Raw genomic sequence first — 19,932 nt, 5'->3', positions numbered from 1 at the left:
CACACGGGGGGACAGATGGACTTTGCCCACACCGCCGACGAGTCGAGCTTCCGCGAGCGGGTCCGCGCGGAGCTCCGGTCCGCGGACATCGTGGCCGCGCTCGCCGCGCTGCGCGCGGACGGCGGGCGCGAGCCCGACGAGCGGGGCCTCTACCGCCTCCTGGGCGACCACGGGATGCTCGGCGTCGACTGGCCCCGGCGCTACGGCGGCCAGGGGCGCGGCGCCGCCCACGCGGCCATCGCCGTCGAGGAGATGATGCGGGCGGGCGTCCCCGACACCCTGTTCGTCAACGGCATCCAGACCGTGGGGAAGCTCGTGCTGCTCGCCGGCACCGAGGAGCAGAAGCAGCGGGTGCTGCCGGGGCTCGCGGCCGGGCGGTCCTTCGCGAGCGTGCTGTACACCGAGCCCGGTGTCGGCTCCGATCTGAGCGCGCTGACGACCCGCGCGGTGCCGGCCGAGGGCGGCCATCGGATCGACGGGGTCAAGACGTACAACCTCAAGAGCGGCATCACGGATTTCGGCCTGTGTGCCGCACGGACATCGGCCGAGTCCTCCCGCTACGAGGGCCTCACCCTGTTCCTCGTCGACCTGCGCGCACCCGGCGTACGCGTGGAGCGCCTTGACACCATGGCCGACGAGCAGTTCCACCGCGTCGAGTTGGAGAATGTCCTCGTCACCGACGCCGATGTCGTGGGTGGCGTCGGCGAGGGGTGGGCGGTGCTCGCCGAGGCCCTCCCCCTCGAACGCACGGGCTTCGACTTCGCGCTGCGCGCGGAGCGTTGGTACGAGGCCGGCTGCTCGGGGCTCACCGCGCAGGACGGCACCACGGAGACCGGAGCGGCCGCACCTTGGCTGGCCGACATCGGCCGGCACGGTGCCGCCACCGACGCGGCCCGCCTGCTGGCCTGGCGCTGCGTCGCCTCGGCCGACAGCGGGCAGCTCGACGAGCTCCGGACCTCCACCGCCAAGTGGTACGCGAGTGAGCAGGCGTCCGCCGTGGCGCGCTGGGCCACGGTGCGCCACGGCCTGGACGCGCCGCCGGAGCTGGCCGCGCTCCTGGACAGCGCCTACCGGGAGGCGCCCGGCCTGACGCTCTCGGGCGGCACGTCGGAGATGATGCTGAAGACCATCGCCGGTTTCCTGCTCGCCGCCGAGTCGGTCGACCCGGCCGCTCCGGCCACGCCGGCCGGGACGGCCCCCGCGGAGGTGGGATGACATGCGGCTCGAACAGGACAAGGCACAGCGTGACATGGGGCGGGCGCTGCGGGCCGGCCTCGCTCCCATGGCGGCGTCGGACGGGCGGCTCGACCCGGCGGAGGTCCACGCGCACCTCACGGATCTGGAGCTGTACGCCCTGGAACTGCCCGACCCCGTTGGAGGGTTGGCGTTCGGCATGTCTCTCGCCGTTCCGGTGTGCGAGGAGTTGGGGTTCTGGGCCGTCCCGGACGCCTACCGGTCCGGGGCGCTGCTCGCCGACCTCGTACAGGGCCAGGAGGCCGACTCCGGCGGCCTGCCGCCCGAAGCGGCCGAGCTGCTGGCGGGCATCGCCGCGGGCACGATCACGGTCGGAGCGGCCGCCGGCGCGGGCGTCGTGGCGGAGCCGGGCGGCACGGGCCGGCGGCTGACCGGCGAGTGCGTCCTGCCGGAGCCGCCGCCCCGGGCCGCGTACCACCTCGTGCCCGCCCGCATCGAGGACGGGACCGTGCTCGCGGCGGTGCCCGTCGGCGCGCCCGGGTCGGCCGCTGCCGCGACCCGCCGCGACGGCGTACGGGCCCTGAGCCTGAAGGGCGTCACGCCGCTCGCCCTCTCCGCGCCCCTGCACGACGCCGAGGGTGTGCCCTCCCGGCTGCTGGTGCGCGCCCGTATCCGGCAGGCGGCGTATCTGCTGGGCCTCGCGGCCGGTGCGCACCGGCTCGCGGTCGGCCGGGCCGCGCACCGCCGCCAGTTCGACCGCAGCATCGGCGAGAACCAGGCCGTCGCCTTCCCGCTGGCCGAGCAGTTCGCCCGCCTGGAAGCCGGACGGCTGCTCGTCGCCGAGGCGGCGTGGGAGTGCGACGAGGGCCGTCCGGCGGCCGTCGCCGCCACCCAGTCGCTCGCCTGCGCCGCGGAGCTGGCCCTGGAGGTCACCGCGCACGCCGTGCACGTCCACGGCGCCGCCGGCATCACCACCGAGTGCGCCGTCCAGCGGCACTACCGGCTGGCCGCCGTGGAGGCGACCCGGTGGGGGGCGCCGACCGTGCTCTGGCAGGAGGCGGGGGCACTGCGCCTGCGGAACAGGCCGCCCGCCCTGCCGTGACGGCTCAGCGCCCGCCCGTGTCCGGCGGCGGTTCAGGGAGGACGACCCGGGTGCCCGGGCCGTCGCCCTCCACCGCCTTCAGGGGGTGCGCGGCGCCGCCGTCGGTGATCCACACCTTCCCCACCCCGGCGAGCAGGGCCTCACGGGCCGCGACCAGCTTGATGCCCATGCCGCCCGACACCCACTTGGGCGCCGGCTCGCCCGCCGGTTGGAGTCGGTGGGTGGCCAGCGCAGTGGCCGGGTCGGCGGGGTCCGTGAGTACGCCGGGCGCGCCCGTGAGGAAGACGAGCGTGCTCGCCCCCAGCGCCGCCGCGACGGCCGCGGCGGCCCGGTCCGCGTTGGTGTTGACCGGTTCGCCGTCCTCGGCCAGGGCGGGCGGTGACACCACCGGTACGAGGCCTTCGGCGAGCAGCCCGCGGAGCAGCCCGGCGTTCACGTCGACGATCCGGCCGCTGCGGTCGTCGCGCACGATGGTGAGCCGCTCCTCCACGACCGCGCGGACGGCCTTTTTACGGCGCGCCCTGAGCAGCCCCGCGTCCAGGCCGGTGAGTCCGACCGCGCGGACGTCGTGCCGGGCGAGGGCGGCGACCAGGGCCGGTTTGACACGGCCCGCGAGGGCCAGGGTCAGGACGTCCAGGGTGTCCTCGTCGGTGTACCGGGTCACCACGCCGTCGGGTGCGGTGAGGTAGCGCATCCGTACGCCGAGCCGTTCCGCGAGACGGGCCATCTCGGCGGATCCGCCGTGCACCAGGACCACCCGCCGGCCCGCGGCGGTCAGCGCGGCGACGTCCCCGCAGAGCCGGTCGACGTCAAGTGCCCCGCTGCCGCCGCACTTGACGACCACGGTCTCAGCCGGAGTGCCGGCCCGGGCCCCGCTCACAGCGGGTGCAGCCCGGGGAACTCGAGCCCCAGACGCTCCGGCCAGCCCTGTCTGATGTTGACGCACTGCACGGCGTTGCCCGCGGCTCCCTTGACGAGGTTGTCGAGCGCCGCGACGGCCACCACCTGCCCGTGGTCCGCGTCGAGCGCGAAACCCACGTCGCAGAAGTTGGAGCCGCTGAGGATCTTCGGCTCGGGCAGCCGGTACAGGCCGCGCCGCTGGGCGACCACCCGTACGAAGGGTTCCTCGCCGTAGCAGTCGCGGTAGACGCGGCGCAGTTCCGGCTCGCGGAGCTCGGTGCGGAGCGTGGCCCGGCACAGCACCTGGGCGCCGCGCACCGCCTCCACACCGGTCGCGCTCATGCTGACGGTGAGCCCGGTCGCCTGCGCCACCTCCGCCTCGTGCCGGTGGCCGGCGGGCGCGAACACCCGCATGGCGCCGCTCCGTTCGGCGTGCAGGTTCATCGGCCCGGCCCCCGAGCCCGAGCCGCTGGACCCGATCCGGCCGTCGACGCTCACCCGGTCCTCGACGAGGCCGGCCGCCGCCAGCGGATACAGGGCCAGCATCGCGGCGGTCGCCATGCAGCCGGGGACGCTGATCAGGTCGGCGCCGGCGATCTCCTTGCGGTACCGCTCGGGCCAGCCGGTGACGAACTGCTCGAGCAGGCCGGGGGCCGAGTGCGCGGCGCCGTAGTAGCGCTCGTACTGGGCCGGGTCGCGCAGCCGGAAGTCCGCGCTGAGGTCGACCAGGCATTCGGTCCGGTCCACCCAGTGCGGCACCATCTCCATCGTCTTGCGGTGCGGTGTCGCAAGGAACAGCACGTCGCAGTCGGGTGCGTCGTCCGGGGCGGTGAAGGTGAGGTCGGTGAGGCCGCGCAGGTTGGGGTGGGCCCCGTCCACCCGCTTGCCCGCGAGGCTCCGCGAGACCGGCGCCACCAGCTCGATGTGGGGGTGGCCGAGCAGGATGCGGCACAGCTCACCGCCGATGTAGCCGCTCGCGCCGACGATGCCCGCCCGGATCACGCGGCCCCGTCCCTCATTCACCCCAGTCCTCTTCGACCTCGGGGGCGAGCGCCAGCAGGACCGGGTCGACGCCGAGGACCTCGAGCTCGCTGCGGCACTCCGCACACTCGATGATCTCGTTCTGCCGGGGTGCCGTGTCGAGCTTGACGTCGCTCTCACAGCTCGGGCAGGTGGGTGCACTCATGTCACACTCTCCTTGTGTTGTGCTTGTCCGTCCGTGCGGGGCGCGGCAGGGACAGCGCCTCCTTCACGATGTGATCCACCGTCACGCCACCGTCCTCCAGCAGGTCGCGTTCGTTTCCCACGCTGTCGAGGTAGCGGTCCTCGATCCCCACCCGCCGTACTCTGCACGGGTGTTCGTCGGTCACCACCTCGCTAACCGCCCCGCCGAGGCCGCCCACGACGAGGTGGTCCTCGACGGTGACGATGCCGGCGGTCTCCCGCGCGGCGCGCAGCACCGCGGCGCGGTCGAGGGGCTTGATGGTGTGCATGTTCACCACGCGGGCCGAGACCCCCTGGGCCGCGAGGGTCTCCCGCGCGCTGAGCGCGTAGTGGACGGGCAGCGGGCCGGTCGCGATCAGCGTCACGTCGTCGCCGTCCGCCAGCTGTGCCGCCTTCCCGATGGTGAACTCGTACGGCTCGGGGTGGATCTGCGGTGTGGCGTTGCGGCCGAGACGGAGGTAGACGGGTCCCGGGTGATGGGCGGCGGCCCGCATCGCCAGGGCGGCTTCCCCGGCGTCGGCCGGCACCAGGACCGTCAGGTTGGGCAGCGACCGGGCGATGGCGAGGTCCTGGACGGCGTGGTGCGAGGGGCCGTAGTGCCCGGCGGAGAGGCCGCCGTGGGTGGCGACCACCCTCACCGGCAGGTTGTTGCCCGCCACGTCGAGTTTGAGCTGCTCGCAGGCGCGGGTGGTGGCGAAGGCGCTCATGGTGTGGGCGAACGGGATGAGCCCGGCGGCGGCGAGTCCGGCGGAGGTGCCGAACAGGTTGGCCTCGGCGATGCCCACGTTGACGTACTGCCGGGGCAGTTCGGCGGCGAAGCCGTCCTCGAAGCCGCCCGTGTCGGAGTCGACGCAGAAGACGCGTTCGTCGGCTCGGGCCAGTTCGAGCAGCGTACGGCGGCAGACCTCCCTGGCCGCGCCGGTGTACAGCGACGCCCACGACTCGTCGGCAGCGGTGGGCCGTTCCTCGGCGGTCGTCATGTCTGGTTCCTCCGCCGCGCGTTCAGTCCGGCGAGTGCCCGTTCGTGCAGCCGCGGGGTGAGACGGACGTAGTGGCTCTTCTTGCGGTCCTCGAAGATCGGCACACCGCGGCCTTTCGTGGTTTTCGCGATGACGACGGTGGGGCGGCCCGGTGCGGCGGGCAACGCCCCGAATACGGTCCGCAGGGCCGCGAGGTCGTGTCCGTCCGCCTCGACGACGGACCAGCCGAAGCTGCGCCAGCGGTCGGCGAGCGGTTCCAGGCCCACGGATTCCTCGGTGCGGCCGCTGATCTGCCAGCCGTTGCGGTCGACGACGGCGGTGAGGTTGTCGAGGCCGAGGTGGGCGGCGGACATGATGGCCTCCCAGTTGGAGCCTTCCTGTAGCTCGCCGTCGCCGAGCAGGACGTACGCCCGGCTGCGCCGTCCGGTGCGGGCCGCGGCGAGCGCGGCTCCCGCGGCGAGGGAAAGACCGTGGCCGAGCGACCCGGTCGGGAACTCCACGCCCGGTACTCGGCGCAGCGGGTGTCCCGCGAGGCGGCTGCCCCGCTGCCCGTAGGTGCGGCACTCCTCCGGCGGGAAGAAGCCGTGCTCGGCGAGTACGGCGTAGAGCGCGGCGCTGCCGTGGCCCTTGCTGAGCACGAACCAGTCCCGGTCGGCCCATTCGGGTTCGTCGGGCCGCACCCGCAGTACCGTCCCGTAGAGCACGGTGAGGATGTCGACGGCCGAAAGGCTGCCGCCGACGTGGGTGCCGTGCTCGCCGGCGCCCATGGCGAGGACGTTCTGGCGTGCGCGGTGGGCGCGTTCGGCGAGTTCCGCGGTGGTCACGTCCGGGGCGCTCATGCCTGGGCCGCCGTCTTCTCGGCGGCGTGCCACCGCGGCCGGTACGTCATCGACCTGGCCGCGGTGACCAGGGGTTCCCGCTGTTCCCACACCTTCTCGAAGGCGTCGGCGCAGCGGTCGAGGAGGGGGCCCGCGGCCGGGTTGAGGTGCCAGCGCTGCATGGTGACGGAGTCCTCGATGACGGCGAGGGTGGTGGGGTGGTCCTCCGGCCGGTAGGTCCGGCCGTCGCCGGAGAGGGCGGCGCGCAGGGCGGGCTGGGCGGGCAGCGGCAGCGACTGGTACGGCCTGACGGGTACGCCCTCGGCGCGGAGCGCGCGCTGCAGCATCGTCCGCAGCGCCCCGGGGACGACATCGGGGCAGCCGGCCTTGGCCGGGTCGAAGCGCAGCCGCAGCTGGAACCAGGCGTGCGTGCGGTCGTCGGGGCAGTGCGGCGTGACGATGCCGTCGAGGGCGGCGAGCCGGTCGAGGAAGCGGCGGATGTTGCGGTCGCGCTGCTCGTGCCGTTCGGTGAGGCGGGCCAGCTGGCAGCGGGTGAAGGCGGCCTGGACGCTGCTGAGTTTGGCGTTGCCCGCCACCACCTGGGAGATGTAGGCGCGCTCGCCGCGTCCGGTGAGTTCCTCGCCGAACTGGCGGCGCAGCACGACGCGTTCGTGGATGTCCGGGTCGTCGGTGGTGAGGAGGCCGCCCTCGCCGCTGGTGGGCAGGTTCTTGGAGGCGTTGAGGCTGAACGCCGCCACGTCGCCGAGGGCGCCCGCCTGCCGGCCGCGGTAGGTCGCGCCGTGCGCCTGGGCGGCGTCCTCGACGAGGACGAGTCCGTGCCGGTCGGCGAGGGCGCGCAGCGCGTCCATGTCACAGGGCAGTCCGTGCAGGTGCACGGCGAGGATCGCCTGGGTGCGCGGGGTGATCGCGGCCGCCGCGGCCAGCGGGTCCATGGTGTACGTGACGGGGTCGACGTCGACGAAGACCGGGACGAGTCCGCGCATGACGGGGGCGGATGCGGTGGCGATGAACGAGAAGGCGGGGACGAGGACTTCGGCGCCCGGTTCGAGGCCGGTGGCGGTCAGTGCGAGCTCGATGGCCGCCGTTCCGGAGGAGAGGGCGGCGCAGTGGCGTACGCCGGTGTAGTCGGCCCACTCCTGTTCCAGGAGCTGCACTTCGCCGCGTTCCACGGAGGTGAAGCTGCCGCTGTCGAGTACGCCGAGCACCGCGGCGCGCTCGGCGTCGGTGACGATCGGCCAGGCGGTGTCGGGCGAGGCACCGGCTTTGGCGTCCACCGTACGGGCTCCGCCGAACATGGCCAGCCGTGATATGCCCATCAAAACCTCACCAGTTGCTCTGTCAGGTAGTCCACGTAGCGGCCCGCGAGGTCCACGTCGAGGGCCTCGGCGGCGCCGCGGAACTGGGGTGTGTGGTTGACCTCGTTGACGAGGAGCCGTCCGTCGGCGTCCTCCAGGATGTCGACGCCGTACACGCCGGGCCCGATGGCGGCGGCTGTGGCCGTGACGAGGCTCTCCAGGTCGGTGGTGAGCGGGCACGGTGATGTGCGGGCGTCGCGGGCGGTGTTGGTGCGCCAGGAGGTGGCGCTGCGGTAGACCGCGCCGACCACTTCGGTGCCGAAGACCAGGGCCCGGATGTCGCGGCCGGGTTTGTCGACGTACTCCTGTACGTAGGTGATGCGCTGGTGCGGGTCGGGGAGCGCCTCGCGGAGTTCGAGCACGGCCTCCGCGGCGTCCCGGTCGGTGAGGCGGGCGACCTGTCTGCCCAGGGAGCCGGTGAGGGGTTTGACGACGGCCGGGTAGCCGAAGTCGTCGAGTGCGTCGACGGCGGCCTGCGGGGTGGGGGTGACCATGCAGCGCGGGACGGGCAGGCCGGCCGCCCGCAGGGTGAGCGTGGTGAGCAGCTTGTCGCCGCACAGCGCGATGGCGGCGGCGCTGTTGACCACGTGCACGCCCGCGTGTTCGAGGATGCGGGCGGTCGTCAGGCTCCGGTGGTGCGAGACCTCGCGGGCGACCGCGACGGCCCAGGGCGCTTTGACCTGGTCGAGGCGGAAGACCGCGGTCCGTGGGTCGAGCACGTGGTACGGGACGCGTCGGCGGTCGAGTTCGTCGAGGATGCGCTTCTCCTCGACCGCGATCCGGGACGCGATCACGGCCAGCCGCGGTGGCAGCTCGCGGCTGCCGTCGTGGGGAGAGTTCACCGTCCGGCCTCGCGGTCGGGGCGTGCCGCTGCGTGGCGGGTCTCGGCACCCCGGGCCGTAAGAGCCGCGGCGAGTTCCTCGACGGCCGTGGTCAGGACGTCGATGGCGGTCATGTACTCGGTGAGGTCCAGATGTTCCTCGTCCGTGTGGTCGAGGCGGGAGTCCCCGGGGCCGTAGGCGGCGATGGGCACGTTCCACTCGGGGCCGACGACGTTCATGTCGGCGGTGCCGAGCTTCACCTTGGCGGTCGGCGCCCCGACGTGCCGGCGGATGCCCTCGCGCAGGGCGGCCACCACGGGGTCGGTGCGCGGCGAGCGGACGGCGGGAAGGCTCTCGGCCACGGTGAGGTGGTCGGGTCCGGCCAGCTCCCGCAGCCAGGCGAGGAACGCGTCACGGTCGAAGCCGACCGGGATGCGGCAGGAGATGTCGACCCTGGCGTGCGACAGGTCGCCGTCGAGTCCGACCAGTGCGGGGATCGCGCGGTCGAAGGCGGGCCGGGCGGCGTCGGCGGAGTCCAGGTGGCGGCGGACGGCCTGCCAGTGGTCGACGGCGACTTCCACGGCGCGGGGGCCCGGGGAGCTCGTGTGCGAGCCGGGGCGGGAGATGTCGATGGCGAAGCGGACGATGCCCTTGTAGCCGAGCACTACGTTGTCCACGCCGCTCGGTTCGCCGATGACGACCGCGTCGGGGCGCATCGTCCGGCGCAGGTGGTGGGCGCCCGGGGAGCAGCCCTCCTCGCCGACGGCGCCGACGACCATGAGGTGCGCGTCGCACCGGGTGGCAGCCCGCAGTGCCGCCCACACCATGGCCGCGAGGGGTCCTTTGGCGTCGACGGTGCCCCGGCCGTAGAGCTTGCCGTCCTGTTCGTGCACGGGCAGGTCGCCGGGGACCGTGTCGAGGTGGCCGAGGAGCAGGATGAGCGGTTTGTCGGGGTCGCCGAGCTCGCCGACGGCGTTGCCGACCGCGTCGAGGTGGGAGCGGAATCCCAACGCGTTCATGTCGTCGACGAGTTGGGCGGCGAGCTTGTCCTCGCTGCCGGTGACCGACGGGGTCCGCACCAGTCGTCGGAGCAGTTCCGTCTCTTCGTGTCCGTCCACGCCTCAGCCCTGAACCGCGGTGGCCCGGCACACGTCGCGGTCGCGGCGGGGCACGGACCTTCCGGCGACCGGCCGATACCGCCCCGGAAGGTCCTTCATCGCGATTCTTCCCCCGTGTCATCCGCGCCGGGGGGAGCCTCCATGCCCTCGCGGAGTCCCCCATGACGCCACTGTCTGCCGCGACGCTAGATGCGGACCACCGAATCGGTCAAGACATGATCGCTCGGGGCGCGCGTCCAACTCGTCCTTTTTTTCCGTTACTTCGGGGCTCGGCGACGGGCCCCTAACCCTTGCCGCAGAATTCCGCTTCGAAGACGTTCTCGTAGAGCCCGCCGTCCTCGAGCCAGTCGCCGTTGAGGTGGAAGGTCAGGCTGTGCTTGCCGTCCGCCGTGGTCGCCGTGCTGGTCAGCGAGCCCCAGACGATGCCGTCGTGGCCGTAGACCTTCACTCCGCACGAGAGGCTGCGCACGATCAGGCCGGCGCCGTAGTCGAAGAAGGTTCCGGTCTTCACCGTGTCCAGCAACTCCCGCTGCTGGGCGGGCGGCAGGAGCTTTCCGCCGAGCAGGGCGCTGTAGTAGCGGTTGAGGTCCCCTGTAGTGCTGATGACCTCACCGGTCGCGCCGGACCAGGCCGGGTTGTACTCCGTGGCGTCGTAGACCTCCGGGCCGGGATCGGGCGCGTACAGCTTGGAGTAGCCGATCGCGTGCGGGGCGGGCATCGTCGGGTCGGTGCCGGGGAACGTCGTCTCGCGGAGCTTCAGCCGCTTGATGATGCGCCGCTCGGCCTCGTGCGCGTAGCTGTGGCCGGTGACCTTCTCGATGATCATGCCGGCGAGCACGTAGTTGGTGTTGGAGTAGGACCAGCTTGTGCCGGGCTCGAAGTCGGGCTTGTACGTGAGCGCCAGGTCGACGATCTGCCGGGGCGTCCACGCGTCGTAGCGGTGGGCCAGGAAGCCCGGTCCGTTCATGTGCTTCTGCCACTCGGGCGTGGACACCATGTCGTGCACGCCGCTGGTGTGGTTGAGGAGTTGACGGATCGTCACCTTGGTGCCGTCGTAGCCGTTGCCGCGCAGCACGCCGGGCAGGCGGCGCTCCACGGTGTCGTCCAGGCTGAGCCTGCCCTCGGCCTCCAGTTGCAGCAGGACGACGGCGATGAGGGACTTCGTGTTGCTGCCCGCGCGCAGATGGTCCGCCGCGGTGCGTTCGCGGCCGGTCGCGGTGTCGGCGAAGCCCGCGGATCCGAACCAGGTGCCGCCCGGCCCGTTCACCTCGGCGGCGACGCCCGGCATGCCGGCTCGCTCCAGCGCGTCGAGGGCGCGCTGGGTGGCCGCGTGCCGGTCGGTCGTCTCGGCCGCGGCTGCGGTGCCGGTGGCTCCCGTCAGGGCCACCGCGACACCGAGCGCCACGGCAAGTCCCCTGAGGAGTCCGCGGTTTGTGCGCGTCGCACGTATGGACATGTGTATCCCATCCCCCCGGTGAAACATGATCATTTGACGCCGGGAAGTGTACGGGCGGAAGCGCGGCCCGTCTTGGTATATACCAGCTACGCGCTCCCCAGTACTCTCATACGTGGCCAGTAGCACATCCCCCACCCAGGTTGCCTGTTGGCCCGGGCGATGCCCCACCCCCTCTCCCCCGAGCAGCCGGGCGACCTCCCCCCACTCGCCGCCTCCAGGAGGATCACGGTGAAAGTTCACGCCAGAAGCTCGGCGATCGCCGCCGCCATCTGCCTCGTCGCCTCCCTCGCCCTGACCACGGCCTCCGCCGACGAGCACACCGCCCCGCACCGGACGGCGAAGGCCGTGCTGACCAAGGTGGCCACGGCCGAGAACCCCACCGCAGGGACCGCGGGCCCCGGCGGCACGCTCTGGATAGCCGAACGGGCGGGCAGAGTACGGATCCTGGACGGCCGGGGACTCGGCGAGCCCGTCCTCGACATCTCCCGCGAGACCACCACCGACGGCGAACGTGGCCTGCTGGGCATCGCGTTCGACAAGAAGTACGCGCACTTCTACATCTCGTACACGGACCTCCAGGGCACCAGCACCGTGGACGAGTTCGCCGTACGGGGCGGCAGGATCGCGCCGGAGACCCGGCGCACGGTCCTCACCCAGACCCAGCCCTACTCCAACCACAACGGCGGCGACATCAAGTTCGGCCCCGACGGCTACCTCTACATCGCGCTCGGCGACGGCGGTTCGGGCGGCGACCCCCACGGCAACGGCCAGAACCTCGGCACGCTCCTCGGCAAACTGCTGCGGATCGACCCGCACGGCGGCAAACCGTACGCGATCCCGCCGGACAACCCCTTCGTCGGCGACCCGAAGGCGAAGCCCGAGATCTGGGCGTACGGGCTGCGCAATCCGTGGCGGTTCTCCTTCGACGCGGTCCGGGGCGACCTGCTCATCGGCGACGTCGGCCAGAGCGCCTGGGAGGAGATCGACTGGGCGCCGGCGCGCAGCGAGGGCGGCGAGAACTTCGGCTGGTCGCGGATGGAGGGCAACCACCCCTTCCGCGACGGCACCGAACCCGCCGACCACGTCCGGCCGGTCCACGAGTACGACCGCACCGGGCTCGGCTGCTCCGTGACCGGCGGATTCGTCTACCGGGGCCGGGCCATCCCGGAGCTCAGGGGCCAGTACGTGTACAGCGACTACTGCGACGGCACCATCCGCACGCTGCGGATGAAGGCCGGCAAGGTGACCGGGGTGGGCGATCTCGGGGTCAGCGGCGGTGAGGTCGTCTCGTTCGCACAGGCCCGCTCCGGGGAGCTGTACGTGCTCGACATCGGCGGCACCGTCTTCCGCATCGACCCGGCCTAGCGTCTTCGGCCGATCCGCGGGACCGGAGGCATGAAACCCCCCGAGTCTGGTTACCCCCAGAGCAGCGGGTTGGGAACACAGCCCGCCCCAGCCCCTTCGGGCCGCTGCGGCCCGAAGGGGCAGCACCAACCGCGCCAGTACTTTGCCTCCCTTTCACTTTTCCCCGTACAACCATTTCGCGATTCCCCCTTTCGGCGGCCTCCCGGAAATTGGTGGGGGAATTCGGGAACTGACTTCCCGGCCAGGCTGTCTTACACCGCGACATTGCCCGCACCGTCCGTGCGGAACCGAATAACGGGGAAGGTTCCTTTCACATGCACGCTCGTACCACGCGCAAGCGCACCATGCTGTTCGCCGCCACCGCCGCCGCGGCCGCCCTGTCCGTCGCCGCCGTCACCCCGGCCCTGGCCGGCACCGTGAAGCACCAGGCCGCCGGGGCCCACAGCACCGCCTCCGTCCCCACCACGACGGGGGACGCGCGCAGCGCCACCCAGCACGTCGCCGACTTCTACGGCGCCTACATCGACTCCGTGTGGGCGAACGAGGACCCGGCGGCGTCTGCCAATGCCAAGGCGCTCCGCGCCTTTTATCTCAGCGCCGCCACCCAGAAGAAAGTCGCCGCCTACGAGACGAGGGAACACGCCGACGGCATTCTCTTCGCCCAGAACGTGCCGGTGAAGTGGAAGGTCGCCTACACCGGATCCGGAGCCGGGCACGCCACTTCCCTGGTCACGCTCACGTGGAGCGACGGCCCGAACGCCGAGGTCACCAAGATCAAGGTTCAGTCGGACCTCAGGACACTCAAGATCACCGACCTCGCCCCGGTGAACTAGGAACCCTGGTCGGGCCCCGCCGCTCCGCCCCACCGCGGGAAAACCGGGTGCGGGCGGTCGTCGCGGTGGTGTGGGATGCGGGGCCATGACGATCGTTTTGAACCAGCCCGGCGTCGCCGGGCTGACCGGCGCCGTGGCCGCGCTCCGCGCCTGGCAGGACGACCGGACGCCGTTGCAGCTCCATCCGGGAGACCTCGGCTGGGCCTGGGCGCTGGGCGCGGAGAGGCTGGCCGCCGACGTCCGCACCTGGAGCGCGGACGGGCGGATCGTCGCCGTCGGCTATCTGGACGGCCCCGATGTGCTGCGCCTGACGACCGCGCCGGAGCTGCGGCAGGACGGGGCTCTGGCGCGGCGGCTCCTTGCGGACCTCGACGATCCGGGGCGCGGGGTCCTGCCGGCCGGGCGGGTCGGTGTCGAGATCCCCGACGGCGCCCTGCTCCGCGAGGTGCTCCTGGCGGCGGGCTGGCGTCTGGACGAGCCGTGGACGCCGCTGCGCCGCGACCTCACCGAGCCGGTGGAGGACTCCGGCCTGCGGATCGAGGTGGCCGGTCCACGGGCGGCCGGGACACGGGCCGCCGTGCACCGCTCGGCGTTCGGCAGCGCGAAGTTCACCGAGGAGGTCTGGCACGTCCTTGCGGCCGGGCCGGTCTACGCCGACGCCCGCTGCCTGATCGGCTACGACGACCGGGGCCAGGCCGTCGCCGCGGTGACGGTCTGGTCGGCCGGGCCCGGCAAGCCCGGCCTGCTGGAGCCGCTGGGTGTCCACGCCGACCACCGTGGTCGCGGCCACGGGAGGGCGATCAGCGTGGCCGCCGCGGCGGCGCTGCGCGCGATGGGCGCGTCAAGTGCGCTCGTCTCCACCCCGAGTTCGAACGCCGCCGCCGTCGCCACGTACAAGGCCGCCGGCTTCGAGCCGTCGCCGGAACGGCTGGACATCAGCCGGGCAGCCTGAATGCGACTCGGCCCGCCTAGTCGGGCTCGGGCACCGCGTTCCCCGACGGGGCGTCGCCGCGTCCGTAGTGGTGGGTGGTGAACATGTACACCAGCCCCGCCCCGATCACCACGCCGCCGCTGAGCAGCACGATCCAGTTGTCGTACCAGGGCGCCTCGGGGGTCCTGGGCCAGGCGATGTTGACGATGGCGAAGATCCCGTAGGCGAGCGCACCGAGGTTGACGGCCAGGCCCCAGCGGCCAAGCCGGTACTCGCCGCTCGGCTTCCACCCCTTGAGGCGGGCCCGCAGCGCGGCCAGGACGACCATCTGGAAGGCCGCGTAGATGCCGAGGATCGCAAAGGAGACGATCTTGGTCAGGGCGTCCGTGGAGATCAGTGAGCCGAAGGCGATCAGCGCGGGCACGACCGCGGCGACCAGCAGCGCGTACTCGGGCACAGCACGGGACGGCGAGAACTTCCGCAGCAGCCGGTGGCCGATGATCATCTCGTCGCGCGCGTACGAGTAGATCAGCCGGCCCGCGGCGGCCTGGAGGCTGATCGTGCAGGAGAGGAAGGAGATCAGGACGACGGCCATCACAGTCCGCGCCCCCGCCTCGCCGAGGGCGTCGAAGAGGACGTTGACCACCGGGTCGGTGTCCTTTCCCGCGATCACCGCCTTGTAGTCGACGACGGCGAGGAGCAGCGTCAGACAGGTGAACGTCGCCGCGATGCCGCCCACGTAGATGGTGCGGCGCATCGCCTTGGGGATCACCTTGCCCGGGTGTTTGACCTCTTCGGCGACGTCTCCGCAGGCCTCGAAGCCGTAGTACTGGTAGAAGCCGATGATCGCCGCGCCGAGGAAGACGGGCAGGTAGGAGCTGTCGCCGGCCGCGCCGTAGTCGTCGAAGAGGACGCCGAGGCCGTGGAAGCGGTGGGTGGTCAGCAGGATGATGCCGACGACGACCGCGCCGAGCAGCTCCGCGCTGAATCCGATCAGGGCCGCCCACGAAAGTGCCTTCGTGCCCGCATAGTTGATGAGCACGCCGATGACGATCAGCGCGACCGTGCACAGGACGGTGGTGTGCACGGTGGGCCGGAACCCGAGCAGGATCGCGATGTAGGGGCCCGCGCCGTACGCGACGCTGGTGATCGTGACGAGCAGCGCCCACATGTAGACCCAGCCGGTCATCCACGCCCAGCGCTTGCCCCACAGCCGCCGCGCCCACGGGTAGACGCCGCCCGCGACCGGGTACTGCGCGACGACCTCGCCGAAGACCAGCGCGACGAGGAACTGCCCGCACCCCGCCATGACGAAGGCCCAGATCATCGGGGGGCCACCGTCGGCGAGGGCGGTGCCGAAGAGGGTGTACGTGCTCACCACCGGCGAGAGGTAGGTGAAGCCGAGGGCGAAGTTCGCCCAGGGCCCCATCTCCTTGCGGAACTCCGATTCCTGTTCGCCCGGCGCGGCGTCCGCGGTGCCGTCCGGTGTTCCGGGAACGGTCACTGGGTGCCCCCTTCGGTGCCCACGGGGCCGGGGCCCGGCCGGGCGGTGATGAGATCGGCCGCGCGCTCGGCGGCGAGCAGGACCGTGACCATCGGGTTGATGGACGGCATGGTCGGGAAGATGGACGCGTCCACGATGCGCAGCCCGTCGTGGCCGCGCAGCCGCAGCTGCGGGTCGACCACCGCCATCGGGTCGTCCTCCGCGCCCATCCGGCAGGTCCCCGCCGGGTGGTAGACGGTGTGCGCGGCGCGGCGCCCGTACTCCGAGAGGTCCTCGTCGGACTGCACGTCCGGGCCGGGTGCCACCTCGCGCAGCAGCCAGTCGCTGAGGGGCGCGGTGGCGGCCACCTCACGGGCGATGCGCAGGCCGTCGACGATGGTGCGCTCGTCGTGGCCCTCCGGATCGGTGAAGTACCGGAAGTCCAGGGCGGGTTTGACGGACGGGTCGGAGCTGCGCAGCCACATGCGGCCGGTGGAGCGGGCGCGCGGCACGTTGGGGGTCATGCAGACGCCGTGTTCGGGGACCGGGTAGCCGAGGCGCTCGGTGTTGACGGTGAACGGCACCTGGTAGAAGTGGAACATCAGGTCCGGGCGGGGGCCGCCGGCGGTGTCGCGGCGCAGGAAGAGCCCGGCGTCGGAGTCCATGGCGGAGTTGGGCGGCAGCGGGCCGCGGGTCTCCCAGACGATCACCGACTCGGGGTGGTCGAGGAGGTTCTCGCCGACGCCGGGCAGGTCGGCGCGGGGTTCGATGCCCAGATCGCGCAGCTGGTCGGCGGGGCCGATGCCGGAGAGCATGAGCAGCCGCGGCGTGTCGATGGCGCCGGCGCAGAGCAGCACCTCAGCCTCCGCCTCCAGCGTCGACACCGACCCGTCGGGGTTGCGGACCTGCACGCGGGTGAAGCGGCCCTCGGCGTCGGGCAGCAGCCGGTACGCCCAGGTCTCCAGACGCAGCGTCAGGTTCGGGCGGTCCATGATGGGGTGGAGGTATGCCACCGACGCGGAGGAGCGCTTGTTGGTCTCCGGGTCGTAGGCGAGGGAGAAGAATCCGGCGCCGTCGGTGAAGGGGCGGGCGTTGAAGTCCTCGATGACGGGGACGCCGAGCCGGCTGGTGGCCGCGGTGACGAAGTCCTGGGCGATGGCGTTACGGTCGGCGGTGCCCACGGGCACGATGTTGTTCTGCAACCGTGTCCGGTACGGCAGGATCGTTTCGGGACCCCAGCCGTCGCAGCCCTTCTGCACCCACTCGTCGAGGTCCTCGGGGAACGGCAGGAAGCTGATCAGGGTGTTGTGCGAGGAGCAGCCGCCGAGGACGCGGGCCCGGGAGTGCAGGATGTGCGAGTTGCCGCGCGGCTGCTCCTCGGTCGTGTAGCCGTAGTCGAACTCGGAGCCGAGCAGGTTGATCCAGTTGCGCAGGCGCAGGATGCGGTCATCGCCGACGTCGCTGGGCCCGCCCTCCACCACGCAGACGCGGCAGGCCGGGTCCTCGCTCAGCCGTGCGGCCAGTACGGAACCGGCCGTGCCGCCGCCGATGATCAGGTAGTCGTAGGTCGTCGTCTCGTCGTCCATGCGGTCGCCCTCTCTCTCGCCCTGCCCGCTCAGCCCTTGAACCAGCCGCCGGGAGCCGGCTTCAGGTTCTGGTAGATGTGTTTGGCCTCCTGGTACTCGCGCAGGCCGGTGGGCCCGAGCTCCCGGCCGAAGCCGGAGCGGCCGAAGCCGCCCCACTCGGCCTGCGGCACGTAGGGGTGGAAGTCGTTGATCCAGACCGTGCCGTGGCGCAGCGCCGCGGCCACCCGCTGGGCGCGGCTCGCGTCGCTCGTCCAGACGCCGCCGGCCAGGCCGTACCGCGTGTCGTTGGCCAGCCGGACCGCCTCGTCCTCGGCACGGAAACGTTCCACCGTGACGACCGGTCCGAAGACCTCCTCCTGCACGATGCGCATGGAGCGGTCGCAGTCGGCGTAGATGGTCGGCAGCAGGAAGAAGCCGCGCGACAGTTCGGGGTCGTCCGGGCGGCGGCCGCCGCAGACGAGGCGGGCGCCGTCGTCGCGGGCGATCTCCAGGTAGCCCTCGACCTTCTCGCGGTGCTCGGCGGAGCTGAGGGGCCCGCTCTCCGTCCGCGGGTCGAGCCCGTTGCCGAGCCGGATGGCGCCCGCCCGCTCGGCGAGGCGCTCCACGAACCGGTCGTGCAGGGAGTCCTCCACGATGAGCCGCGACCCGGCCGAGCAGACCTGGCCCGAGTGCAGGAAGGAGGCCTCGAGGGCGTGGTCGACGGCGGCCTCGAAGTCGCAGTCGGCGAAGACCACGTTGGGGTTCTTGCCGCCCAGTTCCAGTGCGAGGTTCTTCACGCCCGGCGCGCAGGCCTCCATGATCCGGCGTCCGGTGGCGAGGCCGCCGGTGAAGGAGACGAGGTCCACGTCGGAGTGGGCGGACATGGCCGCGCCCACGGTGGCGCCCGGGCCGAGGACGAGGTTGGCGACGCCCGCGGGCGCGCCCGCCTCGGCGATGAGCCGCATCATTTGGATCGTCGAGAGCGGTGTCGTCTCGCTGGGCTTGAGGACGAAGGTGTTGCCCGCGGCCAGGGCCGGGGCGACCTTCCACGAGGCCTGCAGCAGCGGGTAGTTCCAGGGCGCGATGAGCGCGCAGACGCCGATCGGGTGGTACGTGACGCGGCTGAGCACGTCGGGGCCGACGTCCACGACGCGGCCGCCGTCCTTGTCGGCGATCTCGCCGAAGTACCGGAAGGCGTTGGAGACGTCCTCGACGTCGATCCGCGCCTCGGCGAGCGTCTTGCCGGTGTCGAGCGACTCGACGTGGGCGATCTCCTCCTGGTCCCGCAGGAGGAACCGCGCCACCCTGAGCAGCACGTCGGCGCGCTCCCGGGTGGGTGAGCCGGACCAGTCGCCGCGGTCGAAGGCGCGTCGGGCGGCCCGGACGGCGAGGTCGACGTCCGCCTCGTCGGCGTCGTCGACCTGCTGGATGACGGAGGCGTCGAACGGATTGACCACATCCCGCCGTGCGCCTCGTACGGCCCCGGTCCACTCTCCGTCGACGAACAGTTCCGGCATCGTGGGCTCCCTCGCTCTCGTACCTGTCCGGTGCCGAGGTCACCCACCGGCACGCACGCCGGTCACCAACATCGTCCGGACGGGGCGCACCTGCGGTGGGGACGCACCGGCCGGGCGAGGGTTGGGCGCAGATTGGACCTGGTTGGGCTAGGGCCCGCCGCCCGGTCCGGGCCGGCGTGCGGGACCGGCCGCGGGCCCGGGGACCGAGGGTGTGCCGTTACCCCTTGGCGCGGCCTGCGAGCGCCCCGCCGACCCCGACGGCGAGGGCCGCGCCGAGGGCGGAGAGCAGGCCCGCGTGGTGGGAGGCCCAGAGCTGTGGGCTGCGCGTGTGCGCGCGCCCGTCGAAGGCGCCGTGGGCGCCGTGGTCCTCGGCCCCGGACCTGTCGACGGGCTCCCACAGGTTGCCCGGTCGCTCGGGGACGTGCTCGTCGGTCTGCTGGGAGTCGTAGCCGGTGCGGGCGAGGTAGCGGTCGAGGAGGGGGGCCGCGAACTTCTGCGCGAGGATCGTGGCGGCGGTGCTCGCGCCCGCCCAGTACTGCTTGCGGCGGGGGTGGTCGGCGGCGAACGCGAGGGCGCGGGCGGCCACTTCGGGCTGGTAGATCGGGGGTACGGGCTGCGGGTGGCGCGGGAGCCGGGACAGCACCCAGGAGAACTGGGGCGTGTTGAGGGCGGGCAGCTGCACGACGGTGATGTGGACGTTGCTGCCCTGGTGCAGGAGTTCGCAGCGCACCGATTCCGTGAAGCCGTTGATGGCGTGTTTGGCGCCGCAGTAGGCGGACTGCAGGGGGATGCTCCTCGACCCGAGCGCGGAGCCGGCCTGCACGATCGTGCCGCGGTCCCGGGCCTTCATCCGTTCCAGGGCCGCCATCGTGCCGTGCACGTAGCCCAGGTAGGACACCTCGGTGACCCGGCGGAACTCGTCCGCCCCGATCTCGTCGAAGGGCGCGAACACCGACGTGAACGCCACGTTGATCCAGACGTCGATGGGCCCGAACCGCTGCTCCGCCCGGTCGGCGGCGGCCTCCACGGCGGCGTGGTCGGCCATGTCGGTGGGGATGGCGAGGGCCGTACCGCCCAGCTCCTCGACGTCGCGGGCGGCGCCCCGGAGGCCCGCGTCGCCCCGCGCGAGGAGGACGACGTTCGCGCCGCGCCGGGCGAAGTGCTGGGCGGTGGCGCGGCCGACGCCGGCGCTCGCGCCGGTGATCACTACGTTCTGGGGCCTCACGTTCTGGGGCATCGCGTGACGTTC

The 19,932-nt window shown here is 72.5% G+C and carries 18 protein-coding genes; 5 read left to right on the top strand and 13 right to left on the bottom strand.

Features of this window, described 5'->3' with window-relative positions:
* Window positions 1–15: 15 nt before the first annotated feature.
* Window positions 16–1,215 (top strand): acyl-CoA dehydrogenase family protein, encoded by a 1,200-nt coding sequence (locus ACZ7DY_RS16810; protein ID WP_471135663.1) that lies wholly within the window; start codon window positions 16–18, stop codon window positions 1,213–1,215.
* Between the two features lies 1 nt (window position 1,216).
* Entirely contained in the window at window positions 1,217–2,296 is a 1,080-nt protein-coding gene (locus ACZ7DY_RS16805; protein WP_471135661.1) for an acyl-CoA dehydrogenase family protein, read from the top strand.
* Between the two features lie 4 nt (window positions 2,297–2,300).
* On the opposite strand, the gene ACZ7DY_RS16800 is transcribed toward ACZ7DY_RS16805, so the two are convergent.
* The 9 genes from ACZ7DY_RS16800 to ACZ7DY_RS16760 all read right to left on the bottom strand — a co-directional run bounded on the left by ACZ7DY_RS16800 (window position 2,301) and on the right by ACZ7DY_RS16760 (window position 10,938).
* On the bottom strand, window positions 2,301–3,140 hold the full coding sequence (locus ACZ7DY_RS16800; RefSeq protein WP_471135659.1) for a [LysW]-aminoadipate kinase: 840 nt from the start codon (window positions 3,138–3,140) through the stop codon (window positions 2,301–2,303).
* A gap of 32 nt (window positions 3,141–3,172) precedes the next feature.
* Window positions 3,173–4,198, bottom strand: a complete 1,026-nt coding sequence (gene argC, locus ACZ7DY_RS16795; RefSeq protein WP_471136685.1) for an N-acetyl-gamma-glutamyl-phosphate reductase — start codon at window positions 4,196–4,198, stop codon at window positions 3,173–3,175.
* 13 nt (window positions 4,199–4,211) lie between these two features.
* The gene (locus ACZ7DY_RS16790) at window positions 4,212–4,382 is read right to left on the bottom strand and encodes a lysine biosynthesis protein LysW (RefSeq protein WP_471135657.1); all 171 of its coding nucleotides are present in this window, start codon (window positions 4,380–4,382) and stop codon (window positions 4,212–4,214) included.
* A 1-nt stretch (window position 4,383) separates the two neighbouring features.
* Window positions 4,384–5,400, bottom strand: coding sequence for a transketolase family protein (locus ACZ7DY_RS16785; RefSeq protein WP_471135654.1), 1,017 nt, complete (start codon window positions 5,398–5,400; stop codon window positions 4,384–4,386).
* A complete protein-coding gene (locus ACZ7DY_RS16780) occupies window positions 5,397–6,239 on the bottom strand; it encodes a transketolase (RefSeq protein ID WP_471135651.1) in 843 nt (280 codons plus the stop codon). The genes ACZ7DY_RS16785 and ACZ7DY_RS16780 overlap by 4 nt, the downstream gene beginning before the upstream one ends.
* Window positions 6,236–7,555, bottom strand: a complete 1,320-nt coding sequence (locus tag ACZ7DY_RS16775) for a DegT/DnrJ/EryC1/StrS family aminotransferase (protein ID WP_471135650.1) — start codon at window positions 7,553–7,555, stop codon at window positions 6,236–6,238. Before ACZ7DY_RS16775 ends, ACZ7DY_RS16780 begins: the two co-directional genes overlap by 4 nt.
* Window positions 7,555–8,436, bottom strand: a complete 882-nt coding sequence (gene lysX / locus ACZ7DY_RS16770) for a lysine biosynthesis protein LysX (RefSeq protein ID WP_471135647.1) — start codon at window positions 8,434–8,436, stop codon at window positions 7,555–7,557. Before lysX ends, ACZ7DY_RS16775 begins: the two co-directional genes overlap by 1 nt.
* Window positions 8,433–9,533: a M20/M25/M40 family metallo-hydrolase gene (locus ACZ7DY_RS16765; protein WP_471135646.1), complete on the bottom strand. Its 1,101-nt coding sequence runs from the start codon at window positions 9,531–9,533 to the stop codon at window positions 8,433–8,435. Before ACZ7DY_RS16765 ends, lysX begins: the two co-directional genes overlap by 4 nt.
* Window positions 9,534–9,816: 283 nt before the next feature.
* The gene (locus tag ACZ7DY_RS16760; RefSeq protein WP_471135644.1) at window positions 9,817–10,938 is read right to left on the bottom strand and encodes a serine hydrolase domain-containing protein; all 1,122 of its coding nucleotides are present in this window, start codon (window positions 10,936–10,938) and stop codon (window positions 9,817–9,819) included.
* A gap of 279 nt (window positions 10,939–11,217) precedes the next feature.
* Between ACZ7DY_RS16760 and ACZ7DY_RS16755 the strand changes: the two genes are divergently transcribed.
* From ACZ7DY_RS16755 to ACZ7DY_RS16745, 3 genes are all read left to right on the top strand, one after another.
* Window positions 11,218–12,354, top strand: coding sequence for a PQQ-dependent sugar dehydrogenase (locus tag ACZ7DY_RS16755; RefSeq protein WP_471135641.1), 1,137 nt, complete (start codon window positions 11,218–11,220; stop codon window positions 12,352–12,354).
* Between the two features lie 314 nt (window positions 12,355–12,668).
* Window positions 12,669–13,187: a hypothetical protein gene (locus ACZ7DY_RS16750; RefSeq protein ID WP_471135638.1), complete on the top strand. Its 519-nt coding sequence runs from the start codon at window positions 12,669–12,671 to the stop codon at window positions 13,185–13,187.
* A gap of 85 nt (window positions 13,188–13,272) precedes the next feature.
* Complete coding sequence (locus ACZ7DY_RS16745; protein ID WP_471135637.1) at window positions 13,273–14,139, top strand: GNAT family N-acetyltransferase; 867 nt, start codon at window positions 13,273–13,275, stop codon at window positions 14,137–14,139.
* Between the two features lie 16 nt (window positions 14,140–14,155).
* On the opposite strand, the gene ACZ7DY_RS16740 is transcribed toward ACZ7DY_RS16745, so the two are convergent.
* The 4 genes from ACZ7DY_RS16740 to ACZ7DY_RS16725 form a co-directional block, all read right to left on the bottom strand.
* Window positions 14,156–15,622 carry an APC family permease gene (locus tag ACZ7DY_RS16740; protein WP_471135634.1) on the bottom strand — a complete coding sequence of 489 codons (1,467 nt, stop codon included), beginning with the start codon at window positions 15,620–15,622 and terminating at the stop codon, window positions 14,156–14,158.
* The gene (locus ACZ7DY_RS16735) at window positions 15,619–17,187 is read right to left on the bottom strand and encodes a GMC family oxidoreductase (RefSeq protein ID WP_471135631.1); all 1,569 of its coding nucleotides are present in this window, start codon (window positions 17,185–17,187) and stop codon (window positions 15,619–15,621) included. The genes ACZ7DY_RS16740 and ACZ7DY_RS16735 overlap by 4 nt, the downstream gene beginning before the upstream one ends.
* Before the next feature lie 29 nt (window positions 17,188–17,216).
* On the bottom strand, window positions 17,217–18,683 hold the full coding sequence (locus tag ACZ7DY_RS16730) for an aldehyde dehydrogenase family protein (protein ID WP_471135628.1): 1,467 nt from the start codon (window positions 18,681–18,683) through the stop codon (window positions 17,217–17,219).
* A 217-nt stretch (window positions 18,684–18,900) separates the two neighbouring features.
* A complete protein-coding gene (locus ACZ7DY_RS16725) occupies window positions 18,901–19,920 on the bottom strand; it encodes an SDR family oxidoreductase (protein WP_471135625.1) in 1,020 nt (339 codons plus the stop codon).
* Between the last annotated feature and the right edge of the window lie 12 nt (window positions 19,921–19,932).

It is taken from the genome of Streptomyces sp. NPDC037013 (assembly GCF_055607265.1).
This window is presented reverse-complemented; position numbering and strand designations above follow the sequence as displayed.